General features: G+C 65.3%; 12 protein-coding genes. 4 read left to right on the top strand and 8 right to left on the bottom strand.

Going from position 1 to position 14,377, the window contains the following annotated elements; translation table 11 throughout:
• Positions 1-62 precede the first annotated feature (62 nt).
• Positions 63-1,535 carry an NAD-dependent succinate-semialdehyde dehydrogenase gene (locus AUL34_RS13540; protein WP_061934656.1) on the bottom strand — a complete coding sequence of 491 codons (1,473 nt, stop codon included), beginning with the start codon at positions 1,533-1,535 and terminating at the stop codon, positions 63-65.
• Positions 1,536-1,944: 409 nt separating this feature from the next.
• Between AUL34_RS13540 and AUL34_RS13535 the strand changes: the two genes are divergently transcribed.
• A complete protein-coding gene (locus AUL34_RS13535; protein ID WP_061934654.1) occupies positions 1,945-2,844 on the top strand; it encodes a LysR family transcriptional regulator in 900 nt (299 codons plus the stop codon).
• Positions 2,845-2,904: 60 nt separating this feature from the next.
• Here AUL34_RS13535 and AUL34_RS13530 read toward each other — a convergent pair whose 3' ends face one another.
• The 7 genes from AUL34_RS13530 to AUL34_RS13500 form a co-directional block, all read right to left on the bottom strand.
• Positions 2,905-3,546 carry a hypothetical protein gene (locus tag AUL34_RS13530; RefSeq protein WP_061934652.1) on the bottom strand — a complete coding sequence of 214 codons (642 nt, stop codon included), beginning with the start codon at positions 3,544-3,546 and terminating at the stop codon, positions 2,905-2,907.
• A gap of 172 nt (positions 3,547-3,718) precedes the next feature.
• Complete coding sequence (locus AUL34_RS13525; RefSeq protein WP_061934650.1) at positions 3,719-5,203, bottom strand: aldehyde dehydrogenase; 1,485 nt, start codon at positions 5,201-5,203, stop codon at positions 3,719-3,721.
• 171 nt (positions 5,204-5,374) lie between these two features.
• The gene (locus AUL34_RS13520) at positions 5,375-6,667 is read right to left on the bottom strand and encodes a glycerate kinase (RefSeq protein ID WP_061934721.1); all 1,293 of its coding nucleotides are present in this window, start codon (positions 6,665-6,667) and stop codon (positions 5,375-5,377) included.
• 25 nt (positions 6,668-6,692) lie between these two features.
• Entirely contained in the window at positions 6,693-7,772 is a 1,080-nt protein-coding gene (locus tag AUL34_RS13515; protein WP_061934648.1) for a tartrate dehydrogenase, read from the bottom strand.
• Positions 7,773-8,018: 246 nt separating this feature from the next.
• Positions 8,019-9,473, bottom strand: coding sequence for an aldehyde dehydrogenase family protein (locus AUL34_RS13510; RefSeq protein WP_061934646.1), 1,455 nt, complete (start codon positions 9,471-9,473; stop codon positions 8,019-8,021).
• Positions 9,474-9,494: 21 nt separating this feature from the next.
• Complete coding sequence (locus tag AUL34_RS13505) at positions 9,495-10,319, bottom strand: SDR family NAD(P)-dependent oxidoreductase (RefSeq protein WP_061934644.1); 825 nt, start codon at positions 10,317-10,319, stop codon at positions 9,495-9,497.
• Positions 10,320-10,420: 101 nt separating this feature from the next.
• Entirely contained in the window at positions 10,421-11,209 is a 789-nt protein-coding gene (locus AUL34_RS13500; RefSeq protein ID WP_061934642.1) for an HpcH/HpaI aldolase/citrate lyase family protein, read from the bottom strand.
• Positions 11,210-11,489: 280 nt separating this feature from the next.
• Here AUL34_RS13500 and AUL34_RS13495 point away from each other — a divergent pair, with 280 nt between their 5' ends.
• From AUL34_RS13495 to AUL34_RS13485, 3 genes are all read left to right on the top strand, one after another.
• Positions 11,490-12,281, top strand: coding sequence for a cupin domain-containing protein (locus AUL34_RS13495; RefSeq protein ID WP_244492561.1), 792 nt, complete (start codon positions 11,490-11,492; stop codon positions 12,279-12,281).
• Between the two features lie 200 nt (positions 12,282-12,481).
• The gene (locus tag AUL34_RS13490; protein ID WP_244492568.1) at positions 12,482-13,399 is read left to right on the top strand and encodes an NAD(P)-dependent oxidoreductase; all 918 of its coding nucleotides are present in this window, start codon (positions 12,482-12,484) and stop codon (positions 13,397-13,399) included.
• Between the two features lie 111 nt (positions 13,400-13,510).
• Positions 13,511-14,296: an IclR family transcriptional regulator gene (locus AUL34_RS13485; RefSeq protein WP_061934717.1), complete on the top strand. Its 786-nt coding sequence runs from the start codon at positions 13,511-13,513 to the stop codon at positions 14,294-14,296.
• Positions 14,297-14,377 lie beyond the last annotated feature (81 nt).

Below are 14,377 nucleotides of genomic sequence, written 5' to 3'. Positions count from 1 at the left end.
CCGCGTAGCCGCGAGGGACTTCGGGGCCGGAGGACAGAGATCGGTCCAGGGAGCCGCACATCTCAGATGCCTCCCAGCGCGACGTACTTCGTCTCCAGGTACTCGTCGATCCCGTGGCTTCCGCCCTCGCGTCCGAGACCGCTCTCCTTGACGCCGCCGAACGGAACCTCCGCGGCGGAGATGATGCCTTCGTTCACTCCGAGAATGCCGAACTCGAGGGCTTCGGAGACCCGGAAGATGCGGCCGATGTCGCGGGTGTAGAAGTAGCCCGCGAGCCCGAACGGCGTGTCGTTGGCCAGGTCGACCGCCTCCTTCTCGGTGTGGAAGCGGAAGAGGGGAGCGACCGGTCCGAACGTCTCCTCGCGGAACACGACGGCGTCCTTCGGAACGTCGGCCAGGATCGTCGGCTCGAAGAAGTTGCCGCCCCGCGCATGGGGCTTTCCTCCGGTGACGATCGAGGCGCCCTTGGCGACGGCGTCGTCGATATGCTCCTGGACCTTTCGGACGGCCGCGGAATTGATCAGAGGCCCCTGGGTCGTTCCCGGCTCCATGCCGTCGCCGACCTGGAACTTTTCGACCGCGGCCTTCAGCTTCGCGGCGAACGCGTCGAAGACACCGTCCTGAACCAGGAGCCTGTTGGCGCAGACGCAGGTCTGCCCCGTATTGCGGTACTTGGAAGCCAGGGCGCCTTTGACGGCCTCGTCGAGGTCCGCGTCGTCGAAGACGATGAACGGCGCGTTCCCGCCGAGTTCCATCGATGTCTTCTTGATCGTCCTCGCACACTGCTCGAGGAGCGTCCTTCCGACTTCGGTGGAGCCCGTGAACGAGAGCTTTCGGACGAGCGGATTACCGGTCAGCTCGCCACCGGTCGCTCCGGAGGGGCCGGTCACGACGTTGCAGACGCCCGCCGGCATCCCGGCGCGTTCGGCGAGGACCGCCAGGGCGAGGGCCGAGAACGGTGTCTGCGACGCGGGCCGGATGACGCCGGCGCAACCGGCCGCCCACCCTGGGCCTGCCTTGCGGGTGATCATGGCGGACGGGAAGTTCCAGGGCGTGATGGCGGCAAAGACGCCGATCGGTTCCTTCGTGACGAGCACGCGGCGTCCATGCGCATGGGGCGGTACGGTCTCGCCGTAGACGCGTCGACCTTCCTCGGCGAACCACTCGAGGAAGCTCGCCGAGTAAGCGATCTCGCCCTTGGCTTCGGCAAGCGGCTTGCCCTGCTCGGCGGTCATGATGATCGCGAGGTCGTCGACGTTCTGATGCATGAGTTCGGCGATCCGCCGGATGATCGCACCCCGCTCCTTCGCCAGCATCCCGCGCCAGGCCGGCAGGGCCCGGTAGGCCGCCTCGATCGCCCGACGCGTCTCCGCCGCTCCCATCGCCGGGACCGTGCCGACGATCTGTCCCGTCGATGGATTGCGAACCTCGAGCGTCGCACCTCCGTCGGCCTGGGTCCAGCTACCGTCGATGAAGTTGCTCTGACGGAATAGACCGGTATCTTCGAGGGGAAGGCGCGTTGCGGTATCCAGCATCTCTCTAATCCCAATGGGCCGAGTAGTTCTAGTTCAGGGGGCAATGTGTTGCGCGGATGCGCATGCACGTCGGCGCGATAGATCGCGCAAGTCCAACCGGCAGGTTCCCGGTAGAAGCTTTCAGGTGAGTGGCATCCTGGTCTTCCCAAGACCGGTTGCCGTCGTCTCTCGTGACTGCGATTTAAAGCGCCAAGTCTTCCGACTGCAACGCCTCTAGACTTCGGCCGATAAGCTTGGGTTATAGCCGCCTCGAGTCGCGCCGATCAGGCAGTGATCCCATTCCCATGGCGACCCGCATCGAGGAGGATCGACTTGAGCGGCCCAGGGTGTCACAGAGGGAGAAGCGCGACTGCCGACCGTGGGAGGAGGCAGGGAGGAATGACATCGCCTCCGCGGTACGGAGGATCGGATGGACCCGAGAAAGCTTCTCTACTTCGCCTGCATCGCGGAGAACGGCAGCTTCAAGAAGGCGGCCAGGCAGCTCGAGGTCTCCCAGCCCGCCTTGTCGACGTCGATGGACCGTCTCGAGCGTGAACTGGGGGAGAAGCTCCTCGATCGCAGTCCGACCGGCGTCACGCTGACCCCGACCGGCGAACTCATCTACGCCCACGCGAGGCTCATACGGGACGAACTCGATCTCGCCGAACGTCGGATGACGAGGCGGGACGACCAGGAGGAGGGGACGCTGACGTTTGGGACGTTGCCGAGCCTCGCCGCGGCGATCGTTCCCAAAGCCGTGTGCCGATGGCAGGCTCAGAACGAGACGCCCACCTTGTGTATCGTCGAGAAGGTCCAGATCGACCTGCTCCTCGGTCTCATCCGTGGGGAGGTCTCGTTCATCGTCGGGATGTCCGAATCGTACGGCTTCATCGACGGTCTTCGGCAACGCGTCCTGTTCCGGGACAAGCTGCACGTGATCGCGAGACCCGACCATCCCGCCGTTCCCCGCGAGGGGCTGACCTGGTCCGATCTCGCCGAATACCCCTGGATCCTACAGATGCTGGGAAAGCAGCGGACCCTCGTCGAGCAGCTCTTCGCGCAGGAGGGGCTCGGCCTTCCCACGGACCTGACGGAATGCGGCTCGGTCGCCTGCATCAAGACGATGGTGGCCGAAAGCGACAACATCGCTCTGCTTCCGGCCTCCGCCGTGAATGCCGACATCGCCGAAGGTCGCCTGCGTTCCATCGACATCCCGGATCCCATGCTTCACCGGGACATCGCGGTCATGTTCCGCGAGAGAACGCCACTGACGGACGCGGGGCGTCGTCTGGTCGAGGCGATCGAGGCTGCCGGTCAGGCGCTGAGCTGACTGAACCGGATCGACGGCAGTCGTAAATCCGGCATCGACTGTCAGCGTCGTTCGTGTGCGTCAGGTCGTTGAGGACTTCCGGGCTTCGGCTTTCGCGACCTGGACTCGACCTGCCGTCTGGCCGAATTCGAACGAATCCGCCTGACCCTTCGAAAACCTTTCGACGAGTTCGTTCAGCAGTCCCCGGACATACATGTTGGGTCGGACGGCCATCGGGTCGAAGAGGATCGCGTTCCAGTATCCGACCTCCCGTGCCAGAAGTCTGTACGCGAGCCTCGATCGAAGTTCTCCCTCGAGATCGAGTATGGCGACCCGCTGCCAGTAGCGTACGACCGCGCCATAGCCCGCTAGGTCGGGGTCGCCGTCACCCAGGATGTAGGGGTCGTCTTGGGACCAGTCGGCAGCGGAGTGAGTCGCCATGAAGCGTTCTGCAGCGCGGCGGTTCAGCGCGAATTCGGGTGTGTAATATTCGGTCAGCAGGTCAAGCGTCGTCTGCCGGCGTGACTGGTCACGGTTCGCGAGTAAGACCGCAACCGATATCGTGGCGCCTACGCCAGCCCCCACGGCGGGGCCGGCCAATTCCGGAAGGTGGCGTACGATCAGACCCAGCAGGATCCAGCAGAACGCAAGCAGCAGAAGCCAGAAGGTTCGCCTGCTGGGATCGAACCATTCGGTACCACCCAATCTCTCGCTGCTACTCATGCTTTCCGTCCTTAACGTCCTTCCGACGACAGAGCGTGTCAGACCTAGGGGCCGTTGGCGACCGGACCGAGCGCCCGGCGCCGACTCAACCTATCGCTTCACGCGGGGTTGGATCGGATGATCGGCAGCTCCTCCAGTTCGATCGGAAAGTGGCGTGCGGTAAGTCGTCGATCTACCGCGGAACGAAGTTGTTTGCCGGGCCGGCATCCGCCGCGGTCGAGATCATGACGCTCTTGGTCTCTAGGAATTCCTCGATGGCCTCGATCCCGTTCTCCCGACCGACGCCGGAACGCTTCATGCCGCCGAACGGCATCATGAAACTGTAGGTCCGGTAGGTGTTGCCCCACACTGTTCCGACCTCCAACGCCTTCGACATCCGGATGAGTCGTCCGACATCCTTCGTCCAGACGCCAGCAGCGAGGCCGTACGCCACGCCGTTCGCGAGTTCGATCGCCTGCGCCTCGTCGTCGAACCCGATGATGGAGAGGACGGGACCGAACACCTCCTCCTGCGCGATCCTCATGTCGTTCGTGACGTCCGTGAAGATCGTCGGCTCCACGAACTGGCCGGCGCCGACGCCGGGCCCCTCGGCCGGCTTTCCGCCCAGGATGCAACGGGCACCCTCGGACCTGGCGATGTCGATGTAGTCGAGCACCTTGCGGAACTGCGGGGCCGTCGAGATCGGCCCCATCTGCGTCGCGGCGTCCATCGGATCACCGACCTTCACGGTCCGGGCCATGGCGAGCAGGCGATCGGTGAAGGCCTCCTTGATGGAGTTCTGGACGAGGAGCCGGGAGCCCGCCGTGCACATCTGGCCGGCCGCACCGAAGATGCCGGAGACGACCCCGGCGGCGGCCCTGTCGAGATCCGCGTCGTCGAAGACGACGTTCGGGGACTTTCCTCCAAGCTCCATCGCCACGCGCTTCATGTGCCTCGCGGCGGCCTCGTAGACCTTGGCGCCCGTCGTGTCGGAGCCCGTGAAGGTCACGTGGGCGATGTCGCGATGTTCGACCAGCGGAGCGCCGATGTCCGCCCCGTAGCCCGTGACGACGTTGAGAACGCCGTCCGGTAGGCCGGCTTCCTTCGTCAGCCTGGCGAAGGCGAGCGAGCTGGACGACGAGAACTCCGACGGCTTCACGACGACCGAGCAGCCTGCCGCGAGGGCCGGAGCGCATTTGATGGCGAGGAACGTCAGGGGCGAGTTCCACGCCGTCAGCGCGAGGACGACGCCCACCGGCTCCCTCAGCGTGAACCCGAACAGGTCGGGCTTGTCGATGGGCATGACCGACCCCTCGATCTTGTCTGCGAGGCCCGCATAGTAGTGCCAGTACTCGGCCTTGTACTTCAGCGATCCCAGCATCTCCGCCAGGAGCTTTCCGTTGTCCCGCACCTCAAGCTCCGCCAGATCGCGAGCGTGTTCGAGGACGAGGTCACCGATCTTCCGCAGGACCTTGCCGCGCTGGGTCGCGGTGAAGCTGGCCCAAGGACCGCTGGTCATCGCGTCCTTCGCGACGGAGACCGCATGGTCTGCGTCCTCGCGGTTTCCACGTGGGATTCGGGCCCAGGCCTTCCCGCTGTACGGATCGACGCTCTCGATCCATTCGCCGCTCCGAGACGGGGCGTAGGTGCCGGCGATCCAGTGTTCGAAGGTCTGCATGTCAAGCTCCGAGGGGCATCATGTTGGTCGTGAGACCGACGGCGTCCCCGCGTCGCCATCGGCGACGGGGACAGTGTGGTGGCGCCGGTGGATCAGGTGCACGGTGCGGTAGCGCAATCCTCGACCGGCAGAAGTGTCTTCATTGACGCTAGGCGGTGTGAGTTCGGTCCCTCAGGGCCGGACATTCGCCGGACCGGTGATCAGGATCGCCCTGAAGTCGTTGACGTTGACGAGGGTAGGGCCCGTCACGACAAGATCGCCGATGCTTTCGAACAGGGTATAGCTGTCGTGTCGCCGGAGGACGGAGGCCGGATCGAGCCCGGCGGAGCGCGCTCTCGAGAGCGTATCGGGCGTCACGAGGGCCCCGGCGGCATCCTCGCTTCCGTCGATGCCGTCGGTATCCGCGGAAATGGCATGGACGTGCGCCTCGCCGTCGAGAGCGTTCGCCAGGGAGAGCAGGAACTCCGTGTTCCTACCCCCACGTCCGGGCGCATCGGCGCCGATGGTGACGGTCGTCTCGCCCCCGGACAGCAGGACGGCCGGCCCGGCGACCGGTGTTCCATGTCGTAGGACGGATCTTGCGATCCCGGCCATCAGGATCCCTGCCTCCCGCGCCTCGCCCTCGAGGGCATCCCCGAGGACGAGTGGGGTAAGGCCATGTCGTCGGGCGACTGCGGCGGCGGAATCGAGAGCCATCCTGGGCGTCGCGATCATCCGGAAGTCCGAGGCGAACGTAGGCATCGTCGCCGCCCTCTGGACGAGCCTGTTCCGAACGCTCTCCGGAAGGCCGGGACCGAGACGGTCCACCAGGGACGACAGGTCGCTGCCGGCGTCGGGGTCGAATACCGTCGGGCCGGACGCGATCGCGGAAGGATCGTCTCCCGGTACGTCCGACATCGCGAGGGTCACGACCCGCGCCGGACTTGCGGCGGCGGCGAGACGTCCGCCCTTGATCGCGGACAGTCGACGCCTGATCCGGTTCATGTCGCCGATGCCGAGGCCGGATGCGAGCAACATGCGGTTGGCCGTCCGCTTGTCCTCGAGCGAAATCCCGTCCGCGGGGAAAGCCATCAACGACGATCCACCACCGGAGACGAGCGCCAGCACGAGATCGTGCGTCCCAAGGTCCGAGACGGCATCGAGGATCCGCCTGCCGGCCGCCTCGCTGGCCTGATCAGGGACGGGATGCGAGGCCTCGAGGACCTCGATGCGATCCGTGGGGATCGCATGGCCGTAGCGAGTGACCACGACACCGGAGAGTTCGACGTCCGGCCAGGCCACCTCGACGGCACGAGCCATCAGGGCCGCCGACTTGCCGGCCCCGACCACGACGCATCGTCCCCGTGGTCGTTCGGGGAGATGACGTGCGAGCACCTTCATGGGATCCGCGCTCGCGACCGCGGCCTCGAACAGATCGAGAAGGATCTCTCGTGGCTTCCAGGTTCCCAGATCGAGGTGCGCCATGTCGGAGCCCGCCGTTCGATCCATTTCAGAGAACGATGTTGGAACCGCGGATCGCCTCGCAGACGGCGTTCGTGACGTCCTTGGTCGTGGCGGTGCCGCCGACGTCAGGTGTGGTCACGCCGCTACCCGTGACGGCCTCCACGGCGTGCATCAGCCGTCGGGCCGCCTTCGGCTGGCCGAGATGCTCCAGCATCTGCGCCGCGGTCCAGAAGGTCGCGACGGGATTGGCGATGCCCTTGCCGGTGATGTCGAAGGCCGAACCGTGGATCGGCTCGAACATGGACGGGAAGCGCCGCTCCGGGTCGATGTTGGCCGTCGGCGCGACGCCGAGGCTGCCGGCCAGCGCGCCTGCGAGGTCCGACAGGATGTCGGCGTGGAGATTGGTCGCGACGATCGTGTCGAGGCTCTGGGGCTTGAGCGTCATGCGCACGGTCATCGCGTCGACGAGCATCTTGTCCCAGGTCACGTCCGGGAACTCGATGGCCACCTCCGCCGCGATCTCGTCCCACATCACCATACCGAAGCGCTGGGCGTTGGATTTGGTCACGACGGTGAGAAGCTTGCGGGGCCGCGACTGAGCGAGCTTGAAGGCGTAGCGCATGATGCGCGTGACGCCGACGCGGGTGAAGATCGCGACCTCGGTGCCGACCTCCTCCGGCAGGCCGCGATGGGCGCGCCCGCCATGACCGGAATACTCGCCTTCTGAATTCTCGCGCACGATGACCCAGTCGAGATCGCCGGGCTTCACGCCCGCCAGCGGCGAGACGATGCCCGGCAGAATCTTGGTCGGCCGCACGTTCGCGTACTGGTCGAAGCCCTGGCAGATCGGCAGCCGCAGCCCCCACAGGGTGATGTGGTCGGGCACATCGGGCGCCCCGACCGCGCCGAAGAAGATCGCGTCGAAGCCCTTCAGTTGCTGCGTGCCATCGGCCGGCATCATCACACCGTGCTTCTTGTAGTAGTCCGAGCCCCAGTCGAACTGGGTGACCTCCAGCTTGAAGCCTCCGTCCCGTCGCTCGAGCGCCTCCAAGGCCTGGAGCCCGGCGTCGATCACCTCGGGTCCGATGCCGTCGGCGGGAATGGCGGCGATCCTGTAGGTCTGCATCGTCTGAATCCTGTGTGGAGTAGGGGCTGGGAACGATCGAACGACGTGAGGGTGGACCCCGACGCTGCCGGGATCCGGGTCCATCGAAGGCTTGGCTGTCGAACGTCGAGACTGTGGACGTGGTCGCAGGTGAACCGGAACGGGTCAGCCGGCGACGGGTGAGCGTTCGACGGTGCCGTGAAGGGGGACCGCAGGCGAACGTCTCGGCTTCGTGGCCCCTCCCGAGATCGGTGGAATGCCGGGGGCCTAGGCCGCGAACTGAGGAAGGCTCTCCGCCTCCTCTTCGAAACCATAGATCGACTTGATCTCGAGGTACTCCTCGAGCCCGACCGAGCCCATGGAGCGTCCGATCCCGGACTGCTTGTAGCCGCCCATCGGCGTGACGGAGTTCGTCGCGGCCCCGTTGAAGCAGATGCGTCCGGCACGCAGGCGGGCGGCGAACTCGTAGGAGCGCTCGCGGTCGCCGCCGAACACGTATCCACCCAGACCGTACGGGCTGTCGTTCGCGATCTCCAACGCCTCGGCCTCCGTCGAGTAGGGGATCACGGCGAGCACGGGACCGAAGATCTCCTCCCTCGCGATCACCGAATCCGGCGCGACGTCGCCGAACACCGTCGGCTTGACAAAGTAGCCCTGGTTCCGGCCGTCCGGCTTGCCGGTTCCGCCGCAGGCGAGCGTCGCTCCCTCGTCGATGCCGATCTGGATGTATCGCTGGATGCTGTCGAACTGCGCCCGGTTGACGACCGGCCCCATGGTCGTCTCGGTCTCCTTCGGGTCTCCAAGGCGGTATCGGGAGGCCTCGTCCACGAGGAAGGAAAGCGCCTGATCCATCTGGTCCTTGTGCACGAGCATGCGGCTCGGTGCATGGCACGACTGTCCGGCGTTGAAGAAGCAGCGCTGGATGTTCCAGCGGGCCGCCTTCTCGAGGTCGGCATCCTGGAGGACGATGTTCGCCGACTTGCCGCCGAGTTCCAGCGAGACGCGCTTGACGGTCCGGGCAGCAGCCTCGCCGACCTTCGCTCCGGCACCGGTCGATCCGGTGAAGGAGATCATGTCCACGTCGGGGTGGATCGAGAGAGCCGCTCCGACCTCGCGTCCCTTGCCCAGGACCAGGTTGAAGACGCCCTTCGGCACGCCGGCCTTCTCGAAGATCTCGGCCATGACGATCGCTGTTATCGGGGAGGCGTCCGACGGCTTCAGGACGACCGTGCAGCCTGCGGCGATGCCGTAGATTGCCTTGATCACGGGCGTCTGCATGGGCCAGTTCCACGGAGAGATCAGGGCACAGACGCCGATCGGCTCCCGGCGTACGATCGTGCCGTCCATCTGCTTCTCGAACCCGTAGGTGCGGAGGAGATCTCGAGCGACCTTGACATGACCCAGCGGTCCGGTGGCCTGGGCGCGGGCGCTCACGGGAATGCCGACCTCGCGGGCCATCAGGAGCGAGATCTCGTCGACCCGTTCCTCGTAGGCCGCCGCGATGCGATCGAGCAGCGCGATCCGCTCGCCGAGACTGGTGCGCGAGAACGACGCGAACGCTCGTCGGGCCGCCGTCACGGCCCGATCGACGTCGTCCGCCGTCCCCCCGGACGTGACCATCGCGAACGGCGTCTCGGTGTAGGGGTCGATCGACGGCTTGAGGTGAGCGTTCGACGGTTTCACCCACTGTCCGTCGATGAAGTGGTTCTCGTAGGAGATCATGGGGTCCGTCCTGTCGTAGGCTCAGAAGCTGTGCGTGTAGCCGCCGTCGCAGGCGATCGTCTGACCGGTGATGAAGCCCGACGCCGGGGTGCTCAGGAACATCGAGAGCCCGACCAGATCCGAGGGGACAAGCGTGCGCGGGATGCACTGCAGATCGATGTTGCGCTGGAGTATCTCGGGGGTCAGGCTGGCTACGCGGGCAGGGACCTCCGTCGCGACGGTGCCCGGACGGATGCAGTTCACCGTGACGCCGTGCGGTCCGAGTTCGCGTGCCATCGAGTTCGTCATCCCGATGAGGGCGGACTTCGACGTGACGTAGTGGAGGTAGTTCTTGGTGCCGCGATGGACCGAGGCGGACGAGATGTTGATGATGCGGCCGAAGCCACGTTCCTTCATCGGCTTCGCCACCGCGCTGGCGCAGTAGAAGACCCCGTTGACGTTGATGTTCATCACGCTCTGCCACTCGTCCGTCGGAATCTCGTCGAACGGGCGCTTGATCAGGGCGGAGAAGATCGAGGCGTTGTTGATCAGGACGTCGATCTGGCCGTAGTGCCCGATCGTGGCCGCGACCATCTCCTCGACCGCCTCGCGGCGTGAGACGTCCACCGAGAGCGAGATCGCGGCGCCACCGGCTGCCTCGATCTCCTCGGCGACGGCTCCTGCTTTGTCGATGGCGAGATCCGCGACGACGAGCTTCGCGCCCGCGGCAGCGAACTGACGGGCGAGTTCGCGCCCGATCCCCTGACCGGAACCGGTGACGAGGACCACGCGGTCCTGCACGCCGAAGTTCCGGGCGTCCGCCGACAGATCGGCGTTCTTCTTGGTCTGCGTGGCGGGGAAGTTCACGGTGTCTCTCCGATCGGTGTGACAAAGCGGTGGATTGGATGGCGTCCTGTCGGCTCCGCCTCCGAGGTCGTGCCTAGGAGTTCGGGGAGGCAGGACGGCGGTCATGCGAAGGAGCGGGCCGCCGCGGTGGCGGCGTTCATCAGGAAGCCGGTGTCGCTTCCGGCAGAGACGTATCGGGCGCCCAACCCGATGATCTCCCGTGCGATGTCGGGTCTGGAGTTCAGCCCGCCGACGCCAAGGTGCTTTCCATGGGCTCGGCAGACGGATGCGATTTGTGCGTACGCCTCGCAGACGCTGGGATGGTCGATCTGGCCCGGCACTCCGAGCGAGTTGCAGAGATCGTTGGTGCCGACATGAAGCATGTCGAGCCCTTCGACCGAGGCGATCTCGTCGGCCCGCTCGATGGCGCCGACCGACTCGATCATTCCGACCACCAGGGTCGCCGCGTTCATCTTCTCCATGATCTCCGCGGCCGGTCCGCCCCGGAAGAGGGTGTGCGGGTTGATGCCGAGAAGGGACCTTTGGCCACGAGGCGGGAACTTCGCCGCCTCGACGACCGTCTCGGCGTCCGCCTTGCTCTCCATGTGGGGGATGATGACGCCCTGCGCGCCGGACTCAAGAACCCGACCGATCTCGGCGGGGTCGATGCCGGCGACGCGAACGAGCGGCGTCACGCCTAGGGCTGCGGCCGTCAGGCTGATCTGACTGACCGTCTCGAGGGAGAAGCTGCAGTGTTCCAGGTCGATGTAGAGACTGTCGAACCCCGCGCTCTTGGCGATCGCCGCGATCTCGACGTTGCGCATGAGGCGCACGATCATGCCGACCGCGAGCCCGCCGGCGTCCATCTTGGCCTTCATGGCGTTCTTCAACGGAATCTCGATCGTAGACATAATAAACGGCCCCCTCGCGGCCGGTTCGGCCATGTTGTCGCTGGATGCGGCGAGCATGGGGCAATTGAATGCTACCCGCTCCCAAGCTTAGCAAGCGGCAAGGAGTTGCCGTCGTCATTCCGTATAAAGGAGGGTTATAGCCCCGCTGCTACGCCCATAGGAATGCGCGGAGGCCCTGATCTATAGTCGATCCTGCCAAATCATTTGCTCCGACGTCATATGAGGACCGAATATGCGTATTTCTGAAGCATCGACTGCCGAAGGCGGCCAGGTTGGGTCTATGCGCGACGGCAAGCTGGACCAGAAGTTCCTGCTGCAGGGCGACGACGACTCCCCGAACAACTACCTCCTGAACGTCGGTCTGACGGGCTCCGGCGGATGGGGCACGCCGCGCCACCGGCACAACTTCGACCAGATCCGCTATGTCCTGAAGGGCAAGTACCCGGCCTCCCCGCACAAGATCATGGGCGAGGGTTCCGTGGCCTACTTCCCGGAGAGCGTGCACTACGGCCCGCAGGACCGTCCGGAAGGCCTCGAGATGATGGTCATCCAGTTCGGTGGCTCGAGCGGCGATGGCTTCCTGTCCACGCCCAAGCGCGAAGCCGCCAACGAGGCGCTCAAGGCCAAGGGCGAGTTCAAGAACGGCATCTTCACCTGGTTCGACGAGAAGGGTGGGAAGCACAACATGGACGGCTCGGCGGCCTGCTTCGAGGAAGCGACCGGTAAGAAGCTCGTCTTCCATCCGCCCCGCTACGACGACATCATGATGATGGACCCCGAGGCATATGCCTGGGTCGGAACCGGCACCGAAGGTGTCTCCGCGAAGGTTCTCGGGGTCTTTACGGAACGCCACACCCAGATCGGCTTTTTGAAGGTCGATGCGGGCGCGACCTACAACACCGGTACCCGGTCCCAGATCGAAGTGCTCTTCATGAGCAAGGGCAGCATCACCGTCGACGGCAAGACCTACGGCGAGAAGACGGCCATCGAGCTGCTCCCCAGCGATGCACCCGTGGACATCAAGGCAAACGAGGAGTCCCTCTTCTTCACGGTGACCCTTCCGAAGTTCTGAGCCTCCCGGACGGGCGGCGCAGACCTCCCTGCCGCCCATCCTCGCGTCCTTCCGCGTCCTTCCCTGCGGAAGGACGCATCTCGTCGGGCCGGCCGCCGCCGTCGGCGCGACGAGATGCGTCCGGCGACCATCTCGAAGTCTCGTGACGTCGTGGCCCGACCCGATCGTCCGTTAATGCCAAGGAGCGAAATTTGAAGCCCGTGCTCCGTTATCCCATGATGACAGGGATGGACTATCCGCGGCTCGACGCCGCGGACCTCGTCGACGTCGTCGCCGACGCGGCGGCGATCCTCGCGCTACCACCCGAGCGGCGGGCCGGCGTCCGCGTCCTGATGACCAGCACCAGCCTCGGTTGTAGTGCCTCCATCGTCGAAGCCCTGCCGAACCTGCGCTTCATCGTGTCCCAGGGAGCCGGACGCGACAAGTTCGACCTTCCGTCGATCGACGCGCGTGGCATCCGCCTTCGCAACGTCGGCGAGGCGTTGACCGAGGACGTGGCCGATCTCGCGATGTCGCTCGTCCAGATGTCGTCCCGTCGTCTCGTTCAGGCGGACCGGTTCGCACGCAGCGGCGACTGGAAGGAGAAACGATACGAGCCGGGCCTTAGTCTCGTGGACGCCACGATCGGCATCGCTGGTCTCAGTGGCAGGATTGGTCGTGCCATCGCCCGTCGGGCGGAGGCATCCTGCATGAAGGTCGCTGGCCTCGATCGCCCGTCGAACGTCGGCCTGTCTGCCGCCCTCTATCCTGACATGCTAGCTCTCGCCGAGGCGAGCGACGTCCTCGTCCTCGCCGTGCCGGGCACCCCAAAGCTGAAGCACGTCGTAGGCGAGGTCGAACTGCGGGCCCTCGGGCCGAAGGGGCGTCTGGTGAACGTCGGCAGGGGCGATCTCGTCGACACATCCGCCCTCATCGCCGCCTTGGAGGCGGGGACGATCTACGGGGCTGGTCTCGACGTCGTCGAGGGCGAACCGGCGGTTTCGTCGAGGTTGGCGGTCCTGGGGAACCTAGCGATCACGCCCCACATCGGCGGTGCGACGTGGGGAGCCCGTTCCAGGGGGGCACGGATCGCGGAGGACGAAGTGCTCGCGGAGGTGGGAAATCTCGTCACCGTGTAGCAAACTCGAATCTTCGTCCCATCGGGACCTGTTTTCGCAATAGAGTTTCATATATAAAACTCGAGACGGTCACCCTGTTCGTGGATGGCCGAATGCGAACGGCAGGCGTGCATGACGAACGATCCGGACGAGACTGCGGGCGGCAAGTACCGTGCGCCAGCTCTGACGAAGGGCCTCGATATCCTCGAACTCCTGGCCTCGGCCGAGGAGGGGCTTTCCCAGGTCGAGATAGCCCGCATGCTCGAGCGGACGACATCCGAGATCTTCCGGATGCTGGTCGTCCTATGCGAGCGTGGCTACGTCGAACTCGGTGGCTCCGACACCTACCGACTGACCACCAAGATGTTCGAGGTGGCGCACCGCCATCCTCCGATCCGGCGCCTGACGTCGATCGCCGGCGATGCCATGCAGAAGCTCGCCAACCGCATCAACCAGTCGATCCACATGTGCATCCTGAACTCGGGTAAGCTGCTCGTGATCGCGCAGGTCGACTGTCCGGACAACAACCTCAATTCGGTGCGGCTCGGTGCCCAGATCCCGATCTACGACAGCGCATCCGGGCGTGTGCTGGCATCCTTCATGGACGACGACGCGCTCGCCAACCTCTTGGTGCTCGCGGGCGACGAACCGAAGGATCGCAGAGCTAGGTTCCTGGCCGATCTCGAAGGTGTTCGACGTTCGGGTTACTGCGAAGGCGAGTCGCTTACGATCCAAGGCGTCGTCAATCTTTCCGCCCCGGTCTTCGACTTCTCCGGGAAGGCTGTCGCCGCCGTCACCACCCCGTTCATACGGCGTCTGACGGGAAGTTCGAACGTTTCGGTTCAGGAGGCACGCGAGGAGATCGTCGCCACCTGCCGTGACCTTTCCACCCGCATGGGATCCGGTGCTGCTCGGTGAGTAGGAAGCTTTCACGCATCGACGAGCGCGGTTCGTCTCGTTCGGTTCCTGGAAGCTCGCGCATGAGCACCGCTCCGGTCT

Origin of the sequence: Aureimonas sp. AU22 (assembly GCF_001463745.1) — a bacterium.
Lineage (GTDB): Bacteria > Pseudomonadota > Alphaproteobacteria > Rhizobiales > Rhizobiaceae > Aureimonas.
Note: the sequence above shows the minus strand (reverse complement) of the source record. Positions and strands in the feature narration are given on the sequence as shown.